19 protein-coding genes, 1 rRNA gene and 1 pseudogene are annotated in these 22,382 nt (G+C 34.9%); 17 read left to right on the forward strand and 4 right to left on the reverse strand.

Going from position 1 to position 22,382, the window contains the following annotated elements; all coding sequences use genetic code 11:
• Positions 1–17 precede the first annotated feature (17 nt).
• Positions 18–1,184 (forward strand): pectate lyase family protein, encoded by a 1,167-nt coding sequence (locus A9G08_RS00940; RefSeq protein ID WP_065561891.1) that lies wholly within the window; start codon positions 18–20, stop codon positions 1,182–1,184.
• A 35-nt stretch (positions 1,185–1,219) separates the two neighbouring features.
• Positions 1,220–3,463 (forward strand): right-handed parallel beta-helix repeat-containing protein, encoded by a 2,244-nt coding sequence (locus A9G08_RS00945; protein ID WP_065561892.1) that lies wholly within the window; start codon positions 1,220–1,222, stop codon positions 3,461–3,463.
• Between the two features lie 224 nt (positions 3,464–3,687).
• On the opposite strand, the gene A9G08_RS00950 is transcribed toward A9G08_RS00945, so the two are convergent.
• Positions 3,688–4,323 (reverse strand): RpiB/LacA/LacB family sugar-phosphate isomerase, encoded by a 636-nt coding sequence (locus A9G08_RS00950; RefSeq protein ID WP_065561893.1) that lies wholly within the window; start codon positions 4,321–4,323, stop codon positions 3,688–3,690.
• Between the two features lie 232 nt (positions 4,324–4,555).
• Between A9G08_RS00950 and A9G08_RS00955 the strand changes: the two genes are divergently transcribed.
• The 4 genes from A9G08_RS00955 to kdgR all read left to right on the forward strand — a co-directional run bounded on the left by A9G08_RS00955 (position 4,556) and on the right by kdgR (position 7,890).
• Complete coding sequence (locus A9G08_RS00955; RefSeq protein ID WP_065561894.1) at positions 4,556–5,728, forward strand: oligogalacturonate lyase family protein; 1,173 nt, start codon at positions 4,556–4,558, stop codon at positions 5,726–5,728.
• Between the two features lie 47 nt (positions 5,729–5,775).
• On the forward strand, positions 5,776–6,570 hold the full coding sequence (locus A9G08_RS00960; RefSeq protein WP_065561910.1) for a gluconate 5-dehydrogenase: 795 nt from the start codon (positions 5,776–5,778) through the stop codon (positions 6,568–6,570).
• Between the two features lie 93 nt (positions 6,571–6,663).
• Positions 6,664–6,984: a cupin domain-containing protein gene (locus A9G08_RS00965; protein WP_065561895.1), complete on the forward strand. Its 321-nt coding sequence runs from the start codon at positions 6,664–6,666 to the stop codon at positions 6,982–6,984.
• Between the two features lie 111 nt (positions 6,985–7,095).
• Entirely contained in the window at positions 7,096–7,890 is a 795-nt protein-coding gene (gene kdgR / locus A9G08_RS00970; RefSeq protein WP_081299433.1) for a DNA-binding transcriptional regulator KdgR, read from the forward strand.
• 6 nt (positions 7,891–7,896) lie between these two features.
• Here the strand turns inward: kdgR and A9G08_RS00975 are convergent, their stop codons facing one another.
• The 3 genes from A9G08_RS00975 to tusB form a co-directional block, all read right to left on the reverse strand.
• Positions 7,897–9,003, reverse strand: a complete 1,107-nt coding sequence (locus A9G08_RS00975; protein WP_065561897.1) for an anhydro-N-acetylmuramic acid kinase — start codon at positions 9,001–9,003, stop codon at positions 7,897–7,899.
• Between the two features lie 4 nt (positions 9,004–9,007).
• Positions 9,008–9,571 carry a Sua5/YciO/YrdC/YwlC family protein gene (locus A9G08_RS00980; RefSeq protein ID WP_065561898.1) on the reverse strand — a complete coding sequence of 188 codons (564 nt, stop codon included), beginning with the start codon at positions 9,569–9,571 and terminating at the stop codon, positions 9,008–9,010.
• A 122-nt stretch (positions 9,572–9,693) separates the two neighbouring features.
• The gene (tusB, locus tag A9G08_RS00985) at positions 9,694–9,975 is read right to left on the reverse strand and encodes a sulfurtransferase complex subunit TusB (RefSeq protein WP_065561899.1); all 282 of its coding nucleotides are present in this window, start codon (positions 9,973–9,975) and stop codon (positions 9,694–9,696) included.
• A gap of 133 nt (positions 9,976–10,108) precedes the next feature.
• On the opposite strand from tusB, the gene tsaE reads away from it, so the two are divergent.
• The 11 genes and pseudogenes from tsaE to A9G08_RS01040 all read left to right on the forward strand — a co-directional run.
• Entirely contained in the window at positions 10,109–10,576 is a 468-nt protein-coding gene (gene tsaE, locus A9G08_RS00990) for a tRNA (adenosine(37)-N6)-threonylcarbamoyltransferase complex ATPase subunit type 1 TsaE (protein ID WP_065561900.1), read from the forward strand.
• 68 nt (positions 10,577–10,644) lie between these two features.
• Positions 10,645–11,337: pseudogene (locus A9G08_RS00995) on the forward strand (N-acetylmuramoyl-L-alanine amidase); the annotation flags it as partial.
• A gap of 20 nt (positions 11,338–11,357) precedes the next feature.
• A complete protein-coding gene (gene mutL / locus A9G08_RS01000) occupies positions 11,358–13,211 on the forward strand; it encodes a DNA mismatch repair endonuclease MutL (RefSeq protein WP_065561902.1) in 1,854 nt (617 codons plus the stop codon).
• Positions 13,208–14,119, forward strand: coding sequence for a tRNA (adenosine(37)-N6)-dimethylallyltransferase MiaA (gene miaA, locus A9G08_RS01005; RefSeq protein ID WP_065561903.1), 912 nt, complete (start codon positions 13,208–13,210; stop codon positions 14,117–14,119). The genes mutL and miaA overlap by 4 nt, the downstream gene beginning before the upstream one ends.
• A 311-nt stretch (positions 14,120–14,430) precedes the next feature.
• On the forward strand, positions 14,431–14,676 hold the full coding sequence (gene hfq, locus A9G08_RS01010) for an RNA chaperone Hfq (RefSeq protein ID WP_065561904.1): 246 nt from the start codon (positions 14,431–14,433) through the stop codon (positions 14,674–14,676).
• 21 nt (positions 14,677–14,697) lie between these two features.
• Positions 14,698–15,993 carry a ribosome rescue GTPase HflX gene (hflX, locus tag A9G08_RS01015; protein ID WP_065561905.1) on the forward strand — a complete coding sequence of 432 codons (1,296 nt, stop codon included), beginning with the start codon at positions 14,698–14,700 and terminating at the stop codon, positions 15,991–15,993.
• 23 nt (positions 15,994–16,016) lie between these two features.
• Complete coding sequence (hflK, locus tag A9G08_RS01020; protein ID WP_065561906.1) at positions 16,017–17,246, forward strand: FtsH protease activity modulator HflK; 1,230 nt, start codon at positions 16,017–16,019, stop codon at positions 17,244–17,246.
• A 10-nt stretch (positions 17,247–17,256) separates the two neighbouring features.
• Positions 17,257–18,219 carry a protease modulator HflC gene (hflC, locus tag A9G08_RS01025; protein WP_065561907.1) on the forward strand — a complete coding sequence of 321 codons (963 nt, stop codon included), beginning with the start codon at positions 17,257–17,259 and terminating at the stop codon, positions 18,217–18,219.
• A gap of 19 nt (positions 18,220–18,238) precedes the next feature.
• Positions 18,239–19,537 carry an adenylosuccinate synthase gene (locus A9G08_RS01030; RefSeq protein ID WP_065561908.1) on the forward strand — a complete coding sequence of 433 codons (1,299 nt, stop codon included), beginning with the start codon at positions 18,239–18,241 and terminating at the stop codon, positions 19,535–19,537.
• Positions 19,538–19,618: 81 nt separating this feature from the next.
• Positions 19,619–20,800 carry a formate-dependent phosphoribosylglycinamide formyltransferase gene (purT, locus tag A9G08_RS01035; protein ID WP_065561909.1) on the forward strand — a complete coding sequence of 394 codons (1,182 nt, stop codon included), beginning with the start codon at positions 19,619–19,621 and terminating at the stop codon, positions 20,798–20,800.
• A gap of 302 nt (positions 20,801–21,102) precedes the next feature.
• A 16S ribosomal RNA gene (locus A9G08_RS01040) occupies positions 21,103–22,382 on the forward strand; the annotation flags it as partial.

Consider the following 22,382-nt stretch of genomic DNA (forward strand, 5'->3'; position numbering starts at 1 on the left):
AAAAAGGTATTTGTTAAATGAAAAAATTAATCATTGCGCTATTAGTTCCTTTAGCAATTAATTCATCTATTGCTGAATGTCATGCATTATCTCCGTCCCCTATCAAAATTAGAGAAGCTCGTGATGTTGCACCTAGAGACGGTTTTGGTGGTTATGATTTAGCGACAAATACGGGCACGATCGGTGGCGCTAAAGCAAATGAAAAAATGATCTTTATGGTGAATAACAAAAAAGATCTTTTAGATGCGATTGCGATCAATAAAAATCAGCCTCGTATTATTCAAGTCTCTGGGATTATAGATATTAGTGAAGGCAAACCTTACAAAGACTTCGATGATCAAAAATCTCGTTCGTTGATCAAAATTCCTAGTGATACCACATTAATTGGTGTTGGTAATAATGCTGGTTTTATCAATGGTTCACTTATGTTGTCTAAAGTAAATAATGTCATTATTCGAAATTTAAAAATTGAAGCACCAATTGATGTTGCGCCAAAATTTGAAGAGGGAGATGGATGGAATGCTGAATGGGATGGGATAAATATTATTACCTCAACTTATGTTTGGATTGATCATGTCACTCTAACTGATGGTAAATTTACCGATGATATGTACCAGGAAAAAGATGGCTGGAAATATGTACAACATGATGGTTTATTGGATATTAAGCGTGGTAGTGATTTCATTACTATCTCTTATTGTCTATTTGAAAACCATGATAAGACTATGTTAATTGGCCATAGTGATAAAAATGCTGATCAGGATGAGAATAAGTTAAATATCACGCTTCATCATAATGTTTTTTTAGACATCACTCAACGCGCACCAAGAGTAAGGTTTGGCAAAATCCACATGTATAACAACCTGTTTAAAGGATCGGTTAATAAATCTAAAACTGTATACCCATATCAATACTCTATTGGCTTAGGCTATAAAGGTAGTGTGCTTTCGGAAAATAATCAATTTATGATTGATGGTTTAAAAGATAACTGCAAAGTAGCTAAACAGTTTAAAGGTGATAACCTTCGGGATAATAATTCTCTATTTAATCAATCTAAGTTGAAATTATCATCATGTGGTTTTGTTGATAATTTGATTTGGTCTGTGCCTTATCAATATAGCGTGGATGATATTAAGCAATTTAGTAAAAACTATGGACGATTAGTCGGTAGTGGAAAGCTTTAGAATTATTGAAATAAACAAAAATGTTAGGACCCATAATGAAAAAAATATTAACTTCAATACTTTGTCTGTCTTCGCTTTATGTTAGCGCAGCTTCTGCACAAGAGTGGAAAGCGATAGCTTTTGGCCAATCGACTGACTTAAATTTTGCCTCACTTATCAAGCCTGAAAAAGTGGGAACCAATAATGCCTGGATTGCTGGTCAAAAAGATTATTTAGTTCCAAATCAACCTTATCAATTACCGTCAGATTTCTATTTAGAGAGTCGTGGCGGTAAAATTGCTAACTCGCATGATGGAATGGTGGTTTTTTATACTCAATTACCCGTTAATCAAACTTTTACTTTAGAAAGTGATGTTACCTTAGAGCAAATAGGACCTGAAGTGGATGGAAAAACGCCTGCCGCTCAAGAAGCGGTGGGTTTATTTGCTCGTGATACTATTGGCGTAGCTAGAAGTGATCCTCAGCCGGCTGGTTATGAGGAGTTTCCAAATGCTTCAAATGTAATAATGAATGCATTGATTACTCAAAATCAAAAAAATGATAATTTAGTAAAAGTAACCGGCTTAGTACGTGATGGTGTAAAAAAAGCATGGGGTAATGAAGGCATATCAATTGAGAAAGTTGGTTATGTTGAAAATGTTAATTATGTTGATGTTAAAAGTATGCATTTAACAATGACCAGAACGGCAGATCAATTTATCTTATCGATGAAAAATAATGCGACTGGTGAAGAGAAACAGTGGGCAATCAATGATTATTCAGGATTCTTAAATCAACAAGATAACAAAAATATTTATGTCGGCTTTTTTGCTTCTAGAAACGCAAAAGTTGAGTTCAAAAATTCTAAATTAACCCTCAGTGATATAACGGTTGATTATGATAAATTACCCGCTAAACCTGAGGTAATTGTTGATATTAAACCAACGTTAATTTTATCATCACCGAATGATGTATATAGTAAAAATTATACATTACAATTTTTCCCAAATACTTCAGGTACCGTATTTGTTAAAGAAATTAATAAAACGTTGAATGCGGAAGTTGGTAAGTTATTACAATTTCCAGTTCAGCTAAAAGATGGAACTAATACCTTTACTGTTGAGTTTACAGCTAATGCAAAAAATAATACTCAAATTTTTACAATTAATCTAAATAAATCATCGATTGAAAATTTATCTAATATTATTGTTTCGCCAGAAGGTAAAAAGGATAATAAAGGTACCAAACCATCACCGGTTGATTTCGAAACGGCTGTTAATAGCGTTGAACCGGGCGGTGTTATTCATTTGATGGATGGTTATTATGACGGCATAACTCTTCCGGCTCAATTAAGTGGATTACCCGGTAAATTAAAAACCATACAAGCCATTAATAAGCATAAAGCGATTTTTACTAACACTACGTTTAATTTAGATAGCAATTATTGGGCTATTAAGCAGGTTATCTTTGATGGAAATATTGATGATAAAGATAATAAACCAGCTTATTTAAGAATTTCGGGCAGTCATAATGTGATTGATCAAGTTATTACACGTAATAATAATGATACAGGTTTGGCTATCTCAGCTAAAAAGAAAAATCAAAATCGAATTTATTGGCCATCTTATAACCTAATTCTTAACTCTGATTCTTATAATAATATGGATAAATCAGGTAAAAATGCTGATGGTTTTGCCGCTAAATTGGGTGTTGGTAAAGGGAATGTATTTAGAGGGTGTATTGCCCATAATAATACTGATGATGGTTTCGATCTTTATAACAAGATTGAAGATGGCCCAAATGATCCGGTATTAATTGATAGTTCTGTTACATATTCAAACGGTTTTCCTTTTTCAAAACCCAATATTGCTAAAGGAAGTATAGGTAATGGTTTTAAATTAGGAGCAGAAGGTCAACCTGTAAATCATAAAATTATCAATTCAATTTCCTTAAATAATAATATGGATGGCTTTACTGATAATTTTAATACTGGTTCTTATATCATGAAGAATAATCTTTCGATCAATAGTGCGAGGTATAATTATATTTTACGCGCTAATCCTTATGAATTTTTAAAACCAGTGGTCATTTTTGAACACAATTATTCTATTCGTGATAGCTGGCAATCAGCGATAAAAGATTCATTTGGACCACAGATTAAAAGTAAAGATTTTAAATCTGTAACCAGCAATCAATTATGGAAAGGAAATAGTGACTTTAAAATCACTCGAGATAAAAACGGTAATATAGTGTTACCAAAAGAGCTAAAAACGCTAATCGAAAAAAATAAAGCTAAATAATTAAAATAATAGAGTGCTAGATCTAGTAAGATTTAGCACTTTTAATCTTTTCAATCAGCAATCTCATTCCTCTATTTTTAAATTAAATCGGTTTAATCATTTGTTAATGAAAAATACATTAGAATTTATTCTATTAAGTTAGAAACGATTAAAAATAGTGAATTGAGCCATTTCACCAGTTAAGTTGAAATGGCACAAAATTGACGGATGTAGTAAACTCTAAATTAAGCTAGTAAGCTTTTGATGTAATTGGTTATTTCAGAATCTTGACTATTTTCAAATAAACATTTTTGGAAACGCTCACCTCTGATCGCATCTTTAAGTAATGATTGATCAATTGACTTCAATGCTTCAATTAAACTTTTTCCTGCTGCATTTTTCATATCATTTAAAATTACAGCATTAGCATTTTGAGATTCACGACGCTCAGGTGGATAACCCAATCCTTTTTCGCCATCAAATGCTTTTTCAAAAATATAACGAGCATTGAGTTCTGCACCCCAACCAAAGCCTTTAGCAAATGCAAGTGATAACGCATTACCGTTATTTACTTGTGCAAATAAATAGGCATCAGTAGGTTCAATACAATAACCACAGTTAACACCTGGGAATGCATTTAACGCCATTAATGCGCCTTGTCCTGTACCACATCCTGTGATAACAAAATCAACGGCTTTACTGTTTAATAAAATAGCGCTAATAATACCTAAATGAACATAAGTTAATTTTTTATCATTGTCGCCATCCATGCCAACGTTAAAAACAGTATGTCCGTATTTCTCAGTTGCATTTTTCAATTCATTTAAAATAATTGGATTTTTAGCTGCTTGGCTAAATTCGTTCATTAGTGCTATTTTCATGATTTTCCTCTATTTTGATAGAAATAATAACTAATTATATATTAGTACATTTCGTTTTCATTATAAGCTCACCCAAAAATATATCAATTTTTTTAACTAAAATAAAACGATGTTTTAATAAATTTATTGCAATGTGATGAAAGTCACAAAAACGTCTTAATTTTTATATTACTATATTTAATAAATGAAAATCTTTTAAACATTTAATTATATTTATATTCAGGGAGTTCATATGGCTAAGGGGAATATCGTAAGGCTATCATATTCATCATTTACAGATGAAGATTCAAAAAATGAAATTATTCGGTTAACGCCAGAAGGTATTTTATGCCACCGTAATTATTTTTATCAAAAATGTTTTACTAATGATGGTCAAAAATTACTTTTTGCTGGTGAATTTGATACTCATCGTAACTATTATTTACTCGATATTGAAAAACAAACAGCAAAACAACTTACTGAAGGACCTGGCGATAATACTTTCGGCGGTTTTTTATCACCAGATGACAAATTTTTATACTATGTTAAAAATGAACGTAACTTACAACAAGTTAATCTTGAAACATTAGAAGAAAAAAATGTTTATACTGTTCCTGATGAATGGGTTGGTTACGGCACATGGGTTGCTAATAGTGATTGTAATGAAATTGTTGGAATTGAAATTGATAAAAAAGATTGGACGCCACTTACCGATTGGACAATATTTAAAGCATTTTATGATAAGAATCCACACTGCCGTTTAATCAAGATTGATATTGAAACAGGTGTAGCTAAAACAGTTATTGATCAGAATGTATGGTTAGGTCACCCAATTTTTAGACCTTTTGATGATAAAACTATCGCATTTTGTCATGAAGGTCCTCATGATTTAGTTGATGCAAGAATTTGGTTGGTTGATCGTGATGGTAAAAATGAACGAAAAGCGCATGATAATTTACCTGGTGAAAGTTGCACTCATGAATTTTGGGTTCCAGATGGTTCTGGATTAGCTTATGTATCTTATATGAAAGGGCAACAAGAACGATATATTCGTCTTTATAATCCGGTAACTGATGAAGATAAAGAAATCATGGAGATGCCAGCTTGTTCGCACTTAATGAGTAATTTTGATGGAACACTTTATATTGGTGATGGAACAGGCAGTCCTGTAGATGTAATAGATACAAGTGGCTATAAAATTGAAAATGATCCATGGCTTTATATTTTAGCACCTAAAACAAAAACAGCTCATAAGTTGGTTAAGCATAATAGTACATGGCGAGTTTTAGATGGTGATCGTCAAGTTACTCACCCTCATCCATCATTTTCACCTGATAATAAATACGTTTTATATTCATGTGATGCACAAGATGAACCTGCACTTTATTTAACCAAAGTGCCAGCTAACATATTAGAAGAAATGTGATAGACCTTTTGTTTATCATAACTATAACGGAGAATATAATTATGTCGATTTTAAATAAATTTTCACTCAACAATAAAATAGCGTTGGTAACGGGCGCTTCTTATGGGATCGGTTTTGAGATAGCAAAATCATTAGCCGGTGCCGGAGCGAAAATCGTATTTAATGATGTCGTGCCTGAAAATTTACAAAAAGGACTTGATGCTTATAAAGCAGCTGGTATTGATGCCCATGGCTATCTATTTGATATTACGGATGAAACTGCAGTTGAAAAATCTATTGCTCAAATTGAAAAAGAACATGGTGTGATTGATATTTTAGTCAACAATGCTGGTATTATTCAACGCAAATCAATGCTTGAAACAAGTGCGGCTGATTATCGTAAAATTATTGATATCGACCTGACTGGTCAATTTATTATGGCAAAAGCAGTCCTTCCTTCAATGATCAAAAAAGGAAGTGGAAAAATTATCAACATCTGTTCAATGATGAGTGAGCTTGGTCGTGAAACGGTTGTAGGTTATGCATCGGCTAAAGGTGGTTTAAAAATGTTAACCAAAAATATCTGTTCTGAATTTGGTCATGCCAATATTCAATGTAACGGTATTGGTCCAGGTTATATTGCCACTCCTCAAACTGCGCCATTACGTGAAAAACAAGCAGATGGTTCTCGTCACCCATTTGATCAGTTCATTATTGCTAAAACACCGGCAGGCCGATGGGGGACTCCTGATGATTTAGCTGGTGCAGCCGTATTTTTAGCATCGGAAGCATCAAATTTTGTTAACGGCCATATTCTTTATGTTGATGGTGGTATTTTAGCTTATATCGGTAAACAACCTTAATAAAATAAGGTTAAAAATTAGATAATTTAAGAGATAATAAAATAAAAGGATATTATTTATTATCTCTTTTTCTATAAATTTAGGAGTAATGTCATGTTTTGTTTTAATTCAGATATTGAATTAATTGATTTAGGAAATGGGGTTAAACGTAAAATTTTAGCTCATGATGGTAATATGATGGCGGTTGAAGTTCATTTTGAAACTGGCGCAATTGGTGCGATGCATCATCATCCACATGAACAACTAACCTATGTTTTGTCTGGTGAATTTGAATTTACTATCGGTGATGAGACTAAGATTGTTCGTGCTGGTGATACATTATATAAAAAACCCAATATTGAACATGGTTGTGTTTGCAAACAAGCTGGCGTTTTGCTTGATATGTTTACTCCTCAAAGATTAGATTTTTTATAAAATAGCTAGTTCATTATTAATTATGATATACTTTCGATAATTTTGATTTGTTCTAGTTGATCATTTAATAATAGAATAATGACTAATTTTTAGTAAGGAGATGTGCTAATAATGAATGATAGCTCACCAGAATCGGTTGCTTCGGTTTTAAAAGTTTTCGGAATTTTAGAAGCTTTATCCGAATCTAAAGACATTGCTATATCAGAATTATCGCAAAAAGTAATGATGCCTAAAAGCACTGCCTACCGTTTTTTACAAACCATGAAATCATTAGGTTATGTTAATCAAGAAGAAGATTCAGATAAATATTCTCTTAATTTAAAATTACTTGATTTAGGCAACCGTGTACTTTATCACCAAAACTTTTTAGCTATTGCTGATTTAGAAATGAGAAAGCTAAGGGATAAAACTAAAGAAACGATCCACTTAGCTGTTCGTGAAGGTGACCAAATTATTTATATTAATAAAGTGGCATCTGAACAGTATAGTCTTTGTTTAACCTCTAAAATTGGTAATCAAGCAACTGTACATGCCAGTGGATTAGGTAAGGTTTTATTGGCTTGGTTAGATGATGAAAGCAAAAAAAGTTTAGTAAACGGCATTAATTTTGTTCAATACACACCTAAAACAATCACTAATAAAGAGGCATTTTTTGCTGAACTTGATGAAGTTAAACGTTTAGGTTATGGCAAAGATGATGAAGAATCAGAGCTTGGTTTACGTTGTTTTGCTGTGCCAATTTATAATCGTTTAGGTAATATTATTGCAGCCTTAAGTTTATCAACCTCTATCTTTAGATGTAATACAGCAGAAGATGAAGCTAAACTTGTCGGTGAAATTAGCCAAGCTGCCGCTAAAATATCTGAACTAATTGGTTATAATAAGCAATCAAAATTATCAGATTAAAGGTTATTATTGATAAATAACTCCTAAGCTTACCGCTTGGTTTGCTCCAGTTACTTCTGGAATATTAGATGGAATATTATTCATCCTACAATATGCAAGCCAAGCGAAAGCAATCGCTTCCATATCGTCACTGCTTACCCCTTTCACATCTGTGGTCAAAACTTCCCATTTTGGTAATAATGCTGACAATCGTTTCATAATCAGAGGATTTTTTGCCCCTCCGCCACAAACTAGCAATTGACAAGGTAAATGAGCATTTATTGATAATTTATTAATCTCATGAGCAACAGTGGTAGCAGTAAATTCAACGAGTGTTGCTTGAATATCTTGAGCGTTTAGATTGAAGTTACTGAGTTTTTGGTTAAGCCAAGTTAAATTAAATAATTCTCTACCAGTACTTTTTGGGGCTGGTAGTTGAAAATAATTTTCATCACATAACGCATTTAATAAACGTTGATCTACCTTTCCTAATTTGGCCCATAAACCGTCTTTATCGTAGTTTTTTCCTAGATTTTTATTTATCCAACTATCAAGTAAAACATTGCCTGGCCCAGTGTCATAACCAATTACAGGTTGGCCTGGTATTAGAACGGAAATATTGCTAATACCACCAATATTTAAAACAACACAGTTAATTGACGGATTTAAGAATATCGCTTTGTGAAAAGCCGGAACTAATGGTGCTCCTTGGCCACCATAAGCCATATCTTTACGACGAAAATCAGCAATTGTTGTAATGCCTGTTTTAGCAGCAATGATATTGGCATCACCAATTTGCATAGTAAAGGGATGTTGGCTATTAGGAGAATGATAAATAGTTTGCCCATGGCAACCAATGGCTTTAACTTGTTTTTTATCAATATGATTTTGCTTTATAAACTGATCAATGCTTATTGCGTAAAGCATACCAAGCTGGTGATCAAGCTCACCGAGCGCTTGTAATGTAGTTTGCTTACTATTACAAAGCGTTAATAATTGACTTTTAATTTCAGTTGGCATTGGGTAGCAATCACTAGCAATCGAAGTAATATTCCCATCAGTAATATTAACTAATGCAATATCAACACCATCCATACTGGTACCTGACATCACGCCAATGTATAAATTTTGCATAATATTATCCTTGTCGAATGATAGTACCAGTTTGGACATCCCGGATGATTGATGGTTGTGAACGCTCACCGGTTTTACCATCTAAAATTGGAAAAAATTGACCAAATTGGTTTGCAACTTCTATTGCTGTTTTACAAGATTGATGACCAGAAAGGTTGGCACTTGTCGAAACTAATGGCTTACCAAATAAATCACAAAGTTTACATACTAATGGATGATCAGTAACGCGAACGGCGATAGAATGATATTTTCCGCTCAAAAAATTTGGTGTATTAATATTTTTCGGAAAAACCCAAGTATTAGGACCGGGCCAACTATCAATAGCCATCTGTTTTTGAACTTGAGTCAAAGCCGATTGATCAATATAAGGGATCAGTTGTTCATAGTGACTCGCAATTAAAATTAAACCTTTTTCAACTGAACGTTGTTTTAATTTTAATAATTTAAAAACTGCTGATTCACAATCGGGATCACAACCTAAACCAAAAACAGCTTCAGTTGGATAAGCAACCACTTCACCTTTTTTTAATAATGAATTGATTTCTAAAAGACTTAATAAGTTTGCCATTAAATTTTGTATGTTTACCAACTATTGTTAAAAATTATATTAAACTGAGGTAAGCCTATTTGCAAATTGAAGATGGTAGCAGTGATATTAAGATAAATACTGGTTTAAGATAATTAGTCAAATTACTCCCAATTCATTTGTGGGAAATAGTTAACAGTTAAATCAACAACCTGCTGCATACTGATTATTTTTACTCTTGGATCTATTAGTGAAGCTAAACTACGAGCATTAATATCATTATCAAGCACAAAACAATTTTGGGTATTTTGTAAAATAGCCTTCAATATGGGATTATTTTGACAAGCTATAATTACGCCATTTTGCCAGAAAAGTACTGCATCTTGCGCTGAAATTAGCGTTGGATCAATTGTTGATTGGTTATTTGTTGTGATGGTATGTAGCATTTGTTCCTTTTACCTTTAAATACCCTTCAAAAACCCCGTTCCTCAACTTTTTTGATATAAATTAGAGTTAATTTTACTTGGTACATCTTTATTAGTATATAATAAGGACTATTTATTGAGCAAAGAATTCGTCATGAAACCCATTATTTTAGCCAATGAACAAGAGACAATTTTGTTTGGTCAACAATTGGCTGAGCAGTGTTTAAAATATTTGTCTAATCATGATAGTGCAATTGTTATCTATCTGATAGGCGATCTTGGTGCTGGTAAAACAACGTTTAGCCGTGGCTTTTTGCAGCAGCTCGGGCATGTCGGAAATGTTAAAAGTCCGACTTATACTCTTGTTGAACCTTATCAATTTGATCTGTTTTCAGTATATCACTTTGACTTATATCGATTAGCTGATCCAGAAGAGTTAGAGTTTATGGGGATTCGTGAATATTTTTCATCGAAATCAATTTGTTTAATTGAGTGGCCTATGCAGGCTGAAGGTATTTTACCTCCTGCCGATATTGAAATTCATTTGGCTTATTTGGCGCTTGAACGTACAGTTTGTTTGCAAGCAAACAGTGAAAAAGGGCAAGCTATTATTAACCAATAAAATTAGCGAAAAAAATGAAAAAAATACTCACTTTTTTTATATTATTACTGCTTTGTGGCTCAGTTTATGCTTCACAAGTTATCATTGCGGTTGATGCTGGTCATGGTGGTAAGGATTCTGGTGCCGTTGGTAAAAATAAGTTATACGAAAAAAATGTCACCATTTCGATAGCAAAAAAATTAACTAATTTATTGAATAAAGATCCTAACTTCAAAGGCGTATTAACACGTAGCACGGACAATTTTATTTCTGTACCTCAACGTTCTGATATTGCGCGTAAAAGTAAAGCAAACTTATTAATTTCTATCCATGCAGATGCCGCACCTAATCGCAGCGCGTCTGGTGCATCAGTTTGGGTATTATCTACTAAGCGAGCGGATACAGAATTGGGGCGCTGGCTTGAACAAGATGAAAAGCAATCTCAACTATTAGGCGGTGCTGGTGATGCATTAAGTGATGATCATGACCAAAATTTAAGCCAAGCAGTATTAGATTTACAGTTTTCATATTCACAGCAGGTTGGCTATGAATTAGCCACTCAGGTTTTAAAAGAGATGAAAGGTGTTATTAAATTGCATAAGAATAGGCCTGAACATGCAAGTTTAGGTGTATTGCGTTCACCTGATATCCCTTCAATATTAATTGAAGTTGGATTTATTACTAACGAAACTGAAGAAAGTTTGTTAGCAAGTAATGCCCACCAAGATAAAATTGCTAAATTGATTTATCAAGGTATAAAAAATTATGTCAAACAGAACCCTAAATTTGGAAAACAGCATTAATGGCTATTCATATATTATCTCCTCAATTAGCTAACCAAATCGCTGCTGGTGAAGTGGTTGAACGACCAGTATCGGTGATCAAAGAGTTAGTTGAAAACAGCATTGATGCTGGTAGTACTCAAATTGATATTGATGTTGAACAAGGTGGCAGTAAATTAATTCGTATTCGTGATAATGGTAATGGTATTGCTAAAGATGAATTGGCATTAGCTTTAGCTCGCCATGCAACCAGCAAAATTAATACGTTGGATGATTTAGATACCATAATGAGTTTGGGGTTTCGTGGTGAAGCGCTGGCAAGTATCAGTTCTGTTGCTCGGTTAACCTTAACTTCACGCACAGCCGATCAGTCTGAGGCATGGCAAGTTTATGCTGAAGGCCGTGAAATGAAACCAACAATTAAACCGGCTGCACATCCTGTTGGAACGACGGTTGAAGTTCTTGATCTGTTTTACAATACGCCTGCTAGACGTCGCTTTCTTAAAACTGATAAAACAGAATTTATGCATATTGAGGAGTTTGTTCGTCGAATTGCACTTGCTAGACCTGATATTACTTTTAATTTGCAGCACAATGGGAAACTCGTCAAACAGTATCGAGAATCACTTCTTGAAAAACGTGTTGAATTAGTTTGTGGACGTACATTTGTTCAAAAAGCAATAAAATTAGATTGGCAACATAATGATTTATTCATCCAAGGATGGGTAAGTAGCAGTGAAGTGAGTGAGTTGCAATATTTTTATGTTAATGGGCGAGTAATAAAAGATAAATTAATTAATCATGCTTTGCGTCAAGCTTATAGTAGCCGGACTAATGAACAACAGAGTTATGTCATTTTTTTACAGATCGACCCTAAACAAATTGATGTGAATGTTCACCCAGCTAAGCATGAAGTGCGTTTTCATGAAGCAAGATTGGTGCATGACTTTGTTTATCAAGCTATTGTCATGGCGCTTGAGTCAAACCAACAACTTGCCAATGACGAAAATGTGCTAATGATGCCGAATCGGCAAGCAGCTGGTGAGAATATTTTTAATAATAAAACTGAAAATAAAACTTATTCACCAACTAGCGCATTACCTAAAAAAGCAATTAATCATGTTAAAGAAAATAGACTATATGGGCAATTGGTTGATACTAAGTTAAAAGGAGCAATAGAAAAAACGCTCTTAAAATCTTTTGAATTATCGGATGATGATAGTTCTATAACTGCACCACAACAAGCGGTTATTGAGGGATTGTTTCCTAAACGAAATGTACCTTTGCAATCACTACATCAGCAAATTGATAGATCTTCACTAGTACAATTTGGTAAAGTATTAACGGTTATTCAACCAGATATAGCCTTAATTGAAAAATCAGAAAATAATCAACAAAAGTTCATGTTAATGAAGTTGTCGGTTGCTCAACAGAAAGTAAATTCAGTTAAATTATTATCTAACGAGTCAGAAAGATTACTCATTCCATTGACAATTTTAATTAATAAGAAAGAACAAAAAGTATTAAATGATTATCAAGAACAATTGAAGTTTTTAGGCTTTGATTTTTATATTGATAAAGCAAAATTGCATTTGCATAATGTGCCAAAAATGTTAAGAACTACAAATTGGCAAAAATTATTACCAACTTTAATTTCGTTTCTTTTATCATCCGGTAAGGATGTGCTCGATCCAACGCAAATTATAGCTTGGTTGGTTGAAAATTGTGGAGATGATTCTGTTGAAAATTGGAATATAACTAAAGCTATCGAGTTATTAGTACAATTAGAACAGATAGATATTAATTTATTACAACAAGATAGCTTTTTATATCCGATTGATCTTCAATCTTTTTCACAATCAATTTTATCATGAATAAACCAAATATTATTTCGTTAATGGGGCCAACCGCATCGGGTAAAACTGCTTATGCCATGGCACTTTACGACAAGTATCCTATAGATATTATTAGTGTTGACTCCGCACTTATTTATCGAGGTATGGATATTGGCAGTGCAAAACCAACTAAAGAAGAACAACTTAAATATCCACATAAACTTATTGATATTTGTGACCCTGCAGAAAGTTATTCTGCTGCTAACTTTAGGCATGATGCGATTGTAGAAATTGAAAAATCATTAAGTAATGGCCGAACGCCATTATTAGTTGGTGGAACAATGTTGTATTTTAAGGCGTTAATTGAAGGACTTTCTCCTCTTCCTGCGGCAAATAGTGATATTCGCGATCAAATTGAGGAAAAAGCAAATCGATTAGGTTGGCAAGCGATTCATGAGGAGTTAAAAAAAGTTGATCCTGTATCAGCTCAGCGAATCCATCCCAATGATCCACAACGCCTTAATCGAGCATTAGAGGTTTATCTTATTACTGGTAAAAGTTTAACTGAATTAACTAAAGAAAGTGGTGATGCATTACCTTATGATATTATGCAATTAGCTATCATGCCGGAAGATAGAGCAGAATTACATCAACGAATTGAACAACGCTTTTTACAAATGCTAGATCAAGGCTTTGAAGATGAAGTAAAAAAACTTATGCAGCGCCCCGATCTTCATTTAAATCTACCTTCTATACGTTGCGTAGGGTATCGTCAAATGTGGGAATATTTAAATGGCGATACCAGTTATGATGAAATGGTTTTTAAAGGAATTTGTGCTACTCGCCAATTAGCAAAAAGGCAAATTACATGGCTTAGAGGTTGGAAACAATCGATAACATGGTTAAATAATGATAATATAGATTCAGTTCTTAATCAGATTTTTTAAGTTACAAATAGTAGTAATAGTTTTTGGTATTTTTTCTATTGGTTATTATAATACGCTAAATTTTTTCATTTCTTAAAAAAATTTCTACTTTTCTTAACGATTAAGGTTACTTGTTTGTATAAATTTCGTTAATTTATTAAATTTTTAGTTATTTGTGCATAAATTACTGTTGATTAGTTTAAGAGCTGAGTTTTTTATGTTATTTTGGTAAATACTACATAAGTATTTTATATTGCGATCAATTAAATTATTATGTTGATTGTAAACTTATTTTATCTTTATATTTTTATTTCATCTTAAAGGATAAACTCATGTCAAAAGGGCAGTCATTACAAGATCCTTATTTAAATTTGCTTCGTCGCGAGCATATTCCTGTATCTATTTATTTAGTTAACGGTATTAAATTACAAGGACAAATTGAATCATTTGATCAGTTTGTTATTTTATTAAAAAACACTGTTAGCCAAATGGTATATAAGCACGCTATCTCAACTGTGGTACCATCAAGACCAATTTCTGGATTGATATCACAACCTGAAGAGGACAGCGAAAGCTAATTAGTTGGGTGGAGAATGTGATTGTTTGAGCGATATAAAGGTGGTGAATCTGCCTTATTAGTCCATGTATTCTTCCCTCAAGAAAGCGATATCGAGGATTTAAAAGAGTTTGAAGTGCTTGTTTCTTCTGCTCAAATTGAAATTCTCGATATTGTGACAACCTCAAAAAAGTACCCACAAGCTAAATATTTTATTGGTGAAGGAAAAGCATTAGAAATCGCCGATAAAGTAAAAGAACTAAATGCTTCAGTCATTTTAGTTAATCATACTTTAACACCGACCCAAGAACGCAATCTTGAGCAATTATGTGAATGTCGCGTAGTAGATAGAACTGGATTAATTCTCGATATTTTTGCTCAGCGCGCTAGAACACATGAAGGTAAATTACAAGTTGAATTAGCACAATTACAATATTTATCTACTCGATTAGTTCGTGGTTGGACTCATTTAGAACGCCAAAAAGGTGGAATTGGCCTTCGTGGACCAGGTGAAACTCAGTTAGAAACTGATAGAAGATTAATTCGCCATCGTATTCAATTAATTTTATCAAGACTTGCTAAAGTTGAAAAACAGCGCAATCAAAATCGTCAATCTAGAAGTAAAGCAGATTTATCAACGGTATCATTAGTTGGTTATACAAATGCTGGTAAATCGACTCTCTTTAATGCATTAACTAATGCTGAAGTTTATGCTGCCGATCAATTGTTTGCAACGCTAGATCCGACTTTAAGACGCATTAATGTTGAAGATGTTGGAGAGGTTGTTTTAGCTGATACAGTCGGATTTATACGTCATTTACCACATGATCTTATTGCTGCTTTTAAAGCAACTTTATTAGAAACACAGGAAGCATCACTACTATTACATGTTGTTGATGCAGCTGATCCTAATATATTAGATAATATTCATGCCGTTGATGAGGTATTACTGGAAATTGATGCACATGATATTCCTACTTTGTTAGTGATGAATAAAATTGATTTAATAGAAGGTAAGGAACCGAGTATTGATCGGGACGAAAATGGTGTACCAATTCGCGTTTGGATTTCAGCTCAAAATAGTTTAGGATTAGATCTTTTATTTACCGCATTAAAAGAGAGGCTCTCTGGGCAAATTCAAGTTTGCCAATTAAACTTACCTCCTTATTTAGCTAAACTTAGAAGTCGGCTATATAAATTAAATGCAGTGGAGAATGAAGTCATTGAAGATGATGGGAGTTTTCACCTAAATATAAGAATACCTTTAATTGAATGGAATCGCCTCTGTAAACAAGAGCCAGATCTGTTATACTTAATCAATACGCAAAATAACAACTAATTGTTAAATGGAGCATATAAAATATGGCGTGGAATCAGCCCGGCAATAACGGACAAGATAACGACCCATGGGGAAATAACAAAAAACCTTCCAATTCTTCGTCGGGAGGAATATTTGATCAAATTAAAGATCTCTTAAAAAAAGGTGGATCAAGTAATAATCGAGGTTCCTCAGATATTAACTTGAGTTCTTCTAAAATTATTATGTCGATGATTTTAGTGCTTGCTTTGATTTGGGGGGTAAGTGGTTTTTATACCATCAACCAAAACCAACGAGGTGTAATAACTCGTTTTGGACAAGTTCAACCTGAAATTATCCAACCTGGTTTAAATTGGAATCCAGCATTTATTGATACAGTTTATAAAGTAGATACCCAAGGAACTTATAACTTTAATGTTCAGGGTGATATTATAACGACTAGTTATAACGGTGAAAATCTAGTCTTTGTTGAAATGAATGTTCAATATCGAATTAGTGATCCTATCAAATATTTATTTAATGTAACTAATGTTGAAGATAGCTTACGTCAAGCAGCAGATAGTGCGCTTAGAACATCTATCGGGAGCTCTAATATTGATGCAATTATTTCAGATGGACGCTCAGTTCTAGAGAACAGTACAAAAGAAGAACTCATCAATGTTATTTCTCATTATGATATGGGTATTACTATTGTCGATCTTAACTTCCAAGTAGCGCGTCCTCCTGTCGAAGTGCAAGATGCTTATGCTGATGCTATTCGAGCTCAAAATGATAGTGAGCGGGAAATAAAAAAAGCTGAAGCATATAAAGTGCAGTTAATTCAGCAAGCGGAAGGTCGTTCTGCCACTATTTTAGAAGATGCAAATGCTTATAAAGTACAAGTTGAATTAGAAGCAGCTGGTGATGTTGCACGGTTTGAAAAATTATTACCACAATATAAAGCAGCGCCTGAAATTACTAAAGATCGTTTATATATTGAAACAATGGAAAAGGTATTAACTAAAACCCAAAAAGTGATTGTTAATGATAAGAGTGGAAACTTATTGGTATTGCCGTTAGAAAAATTAATGAAAAATAAAATTGAACCTGAATCCGCAAACTTATCAAATTTAAGTAGTGATGGCAATAACAACCCGCCAGCAGCTTCAGAAACAGTTGATAGTACTTCTCAAAATAACAATGAAGCACAAAACGCTACAACTGATAACACTCATAACACTGCAACTCAAAATAATAGTTCTATTAATCGAAGTAACCGAGCTATGGGTCGATAAGGAGAGAAAAATGCGAAAATTATTGATTCCTATAGTTTTAATTTTAATTGTTGGGCTTTATTCAAGTGTTTATGTGATTGAAGAAGGCACGCGTGGTGTGGTTCTACGTTTTAATAAGATTATTGGGTTATCTCAACCGGGTCTCCATTTTAAAATGCCTCTTGTTGATAGCATTAAAATAATCGACGCTAAAATACAAACCACTAATAGCTCAAATAATAATAACGAAAAGCGCTTTTTTAACGTTCATAAGAAAGAGTTAATAGTCGATTATTTTGTGCAATGGAAAATTGTAGATTTTAATCGTTATTATGAAACTATTGCTGGTGGTAATGATGTTAATGACTTAATCTTGGCTCGTTTAAATGGTCGTTTGCGTTCTGAAATAGGTAAATTAAGTAACCGAGATATCATTAATGATACTAATGCTGATACCAAATCAAGAAATTCATTAATGGCAAGTGTTAAAGATGCATTAAATGGTTCACCGCAAGATGTAGAAGAAAATTTACCAATCGATAAATTGGTCAATGATGCGAAAAAGGATCCTGAAAATAGTAAAGCCAGTTTGAGGTCCTTTGGGGTTGTTGTGATCGATGTTCGAATCAAACAAATCAATTTCCCTGCTGAAGTGTCAGGATCAATTTATGCTAACATGCGAGCTGAACGTGATATTATTGCGCGTGAAAAACGATATGAAGGTGTTAAAAAAGCTGAAGAAATAAGAGCGAAAGCTACATTTGAAAAAACTAAAATAATATCGGAAGCTGAGCGCCAAGCTCGATCTATTCGTGGTGAAGGTGATGCAAATGCAGCTAAACTTTATGCAGAAGCTTTTGGTAAAGATATTGAATTTTTTAGTTTTATTCGTAGTTTGAAAGCTTATGAACAAAGTTTTACAGGTAATGATGTTATGGTCATTAGTCCTGATAGTGAATTTTTCCAATATATGAAACTAAAGTCTAACAAATAATACAATGAGTAAATAAACTATGAGTAATAATGTTGTTGTGCTAGGTACACAATGGGGTGATGAAGGCAAAGGAAAAGTTGTTGATTTACTCACAGAAAAAGCAAAATATGTGGTACGTTATCAAGGCGGACATAATGCTGGCCATACCTTAGTTATTAATGGTGAAAAAACAGTATTACATTTAATTCCATCAGGTATTTTACGTAATGATGTCATTAGCATCATCGCAAATGGCGTTGTGCTTTGTCCTGATGCTCTTATGAAAGAGATGAAAGAGCTTGAGGAAAATGGTATCCCTGTTAAAGAGAGACTTCTAATTTCAGAATCATGCCCTTTAATATTACCTTATCATATAGCATTAGACCAAGCTCGAGAAAAAGCACGTGGTAATAAAGCCATAGGCACCACAGGTCGAGGTATCGGTCCTGCATATGAAGATAAAGTCGCTCGTCGTGGATTGCGTGTTGGTGATTTACGTGATCGCCAAGCATTTGCTGAAAAATTGAAAGAAGTTATGGAATACCACAACTTTCAATTAGTAAATTACTATAAAGTTGAAGCGGTTGATTATCAAAAAGTCCTTGATGACACATTAGCGATTGCAGATATTTTAGTGGCTATGATTGCAGATATTCCGACACTATTAGAAGATGCTCGGAAAAAAGGCGAAAGAATCATGTTTGAAGGGGCGCAAGGTACTTTACTTGATATTGATCATGGTACTTATCCTTTTGTTACCTCTTCAAATACTACTGCTGGCGGTGTAGCAACAGGATCAGGCTTTGGTCCTCGTTATGTTGGTTATGTTTTAGGTATTGTTAAAGCTTACTCTACTCGTGTCGGTGCAGGCCCTTTCCCAACTGAATTATTTGATGATGTGGGTGAATATCTTTGCAAACAAGGTAATGAATTTGGTGCAACAACTGGTCGTCGTCGTCGTACTGGTTGGCTTGATGCGGTTGCTGTACGAAAAGCCGTACAACTAAATTCAGTTTCTGGTTTCTGTTTAACTAAACTTGATGTTTTAGATGGTCTTAAAGAAGTCAAAATCTGTGTTGGTTATCAATTACCAAATGGTGATGTCATCAAAAATGCACCAGCTGCTGCTGAAGATTGGAGTTTAGTAAAACCTGTATATGAGTCTATGCCTGGTTGGAGCGAGTCAACGTTTGGTATTAAAAGTTATGATGCTTTACCACAAGCAGCCAAATCCTATATCAAACGAATTGAAGAATTAACCGAAACACCAATTGATATTATATCAACAGGTCCGGATCGTAGTGAAACCATGATTCTACGTGATCCTTATCAAGCGTAATTGTAAATAAAAAATCGGGTGCGTTTTCCCGATTTTTTATTTTTAGGATATTAAAAATAGTTAACTGAGTATGAGGACATTATGGCTAAATTAGGGACGCCGTTATCACTCACTTCAACCAAAGTTATGCTGTGTGGCGCAGGTGAATTGGCTAAAGAAGTTGTGATAGAGCTACAAAGGTTTGGTTGTGAAGTTATTGCTGTTGATCGCTATGCTAATGCACCAGCAATGCAAGTTGCTCATCGTTATCATATTATTAATATGCTAGATGGTAATGAACTGAGAAAAATTATTGAACAGGAAAAACCGGATTTTATTGTTCCTGAAATTGAAGCCATTGCAACGCAAACTTTAGTTGAGTTAGAGCAAGAGGGATTTACGGTTATTCCTACTGCAAAAGCAGTCGCGTTAACCATGAATAGAGAAGGAATTCGTCGCCTCGCTGCTGAGCAACTAAATCTACCAACTTCACCTTATCGGTTTGCTTCAACCGAAATAGAATTTAAAGATGCTGTAAAAGAGATTGGTTATCCCTGCTTAGTTAAACCAGTGATGAGCTCTTCCGGTAAAGGGCAAACATTATTACGCAGTGAAGCTGATCTTCAATTAGCCTGGAAATATGCGCAAGAAGGTGGTCGAGCTGGTGGCGGTAAAGTCATTATAGAAGGTTTTATCGACTTTGATTACGAAATTACCTTATTAACAGTTAGGCATATCAATGGTGTTTCTTACTGTGAACCGATTGGGCATCGTCAGGAAAAAGGTGATTATCGGGAATCTTGGCAGCCTCAACAAATGTCTTGTAATGCTTTAGAGCAAGCAAAAGATATTGCAACTAAAATAACTCAAGCATTAGGCGGGTACGGTTTATTTGGTGTTGAACTATTTGTTAAAGGCGATAAAGTCTGGTTTAGTGAAGTATCGCCTCGTCCTCATGATACCGGAATGGTAACTTTAATTTCCCAGAATCTATCTGAGTTTGCCTTACATGCCAGAGCTATATTAGGCTTGCCTATTCCACTTATTGAACAATATCATGCTAGTGCATCTGTGGTCATAATGGTTGAAGGTGAATCAAAACAGGTATCGTTCACAAATTTAGATAACGCATTAAGTCAACCAAATACTGATTTACGTTTATTTGGCAAACCACAAGTTGAAGGTTGCCGTAGAATGGGGGTTGCACTTGCTAGTGCTGTAACAGTGGAAGAAGCAATAAATAAAGCCGATGCTATCGTAAAACAGTTAAAAATAACCCTATAAGACGTTGCTTTGTGTAAAAAGCAATCACTTAATCCAAAAAAAGCAAATTTTGCAAAATAGGGGTTGACGTAAACATGTGAAGTGAGTAACATACGCAACCCTTGAGACAGCAAACTAAAACAACAAAATGTTTAGTTAAATTTAAAGCTGTCAGCTCTTTAAAAAGAAGAAACAGACAATCTGTGTGGGCACTTGCGAGACAAAAAATTAAAAGTCTACGGACTCAAAAAATTAAGTCTTGATAAGTGACACTGAAGATTCATTTGAATTATGTCAGAGACAGTTATTGAGCATCAAACTTTAAATTGAAGAGTTTGATCATGGCTCAGATTGAACGCTGGCGGCAGGCTTAACACATGCAAGTCGAACGGTAACATGAGTGCTTGCACTTGATGACGAGTGGCGGACGGGTGAGTAAAGTATGGGGATCTGCCGAATGGAGGGGGACAACAGTTGGAAACGACTGCTAATACCGCATAAAGTTGAGAGACCAAAGCATGGGACCTTAGGGCCATGCGCCATTTGATGAACCCATATGGGATTAGCTAGTTGGTGAGGTAAAGGCTTACCAAGGCGACGATCTCTAGCTGGTCTGAGAGGATGACCAGCCACACTGGAACTGAGACACGGTCCAGACTCCTACGGGAGGCAGCAGTGGGGAATATTGCACAATGGGGGAAACCCTGATGCAGCCATGCCGCGTGTATGAAGAAGGCCTTCGGGTTGTAAAGTACTTTCGGTAATGAGGAAGGTGGTGTATCTAATAGGTGCATCAATTGACGTTAATTACAGAAGAAGCACCGGCTAACTCCGTGCCAGCAGCCGCGGTAATACGGAGGGTGCGAGCGTTAATCGGAATGACTGGGCGTAAAGGGCATGTAGGCGGATAATTAAGTTAGGTGTGAAAGCCCTGGGCTCAACCTAGGAATTGCACTTAAAACTGGTTAACTAGAGTATTGTAGAGGAAGGTAGAATTCCACGTGTAGCGGTGAAATGCGTAGAGATGTGGAGGAATACCGGTGGCGAAGGCGGCCTTCTGGACAGATACTGACGCTGAGATGCGAAAGCGTGGGGAGCAAACAGGATTAGATACCCTGGTAGTCCACGCTGTAAACGATGTCGATTTGGAGTTTGTTGCCCTGAGTGATGGGCTCCGAAGCTAACGCGATAAATCGACCGCCTGGGGAGTACGGCCGCAAGGTTAAAACTCAAATGAATTGACGGGGGCCCGCACAAGCGGTGGAGCATGTGGTTTAATTCGATGCAACGCGAAGAACCTTACCTGGTCTTGACATCCACAGAATCTTGCAGAGATGCGAGAGTGCCTTCGGGAACTGTGAGACAGGTGCTGCATGGCTGTCGTCAGCTCGTGTTGTGAAATGTTGGGTTAAGTCCCGCAACGAGCGCAACCCTTATCCTTTGTTGCCAGCGATTCGGTCGGGAACTCAAAGGAGACTGCCGTTGATAAAGCGGAGGAAGGTGGGGACGACGTCAAGTCATCATGGCCCTTACGACCAGGGCTACACACGTGCTACAATGGCGTATACAAAGGGAGGCGACCTCGCGAGAGCAAGCGGACCTC

It is taken from the genome of Gilliamella sp. wkB195 (assembly GCF_001690445.1).
In the GTDB taxonomy this organism is placed as follows: domain Bacteria; phylum Pseudomonadota; class Gammaproteobacteria; order Enterobacterales; family Orbaceae; genus Gilliamella; species Gilliamella apicola_E.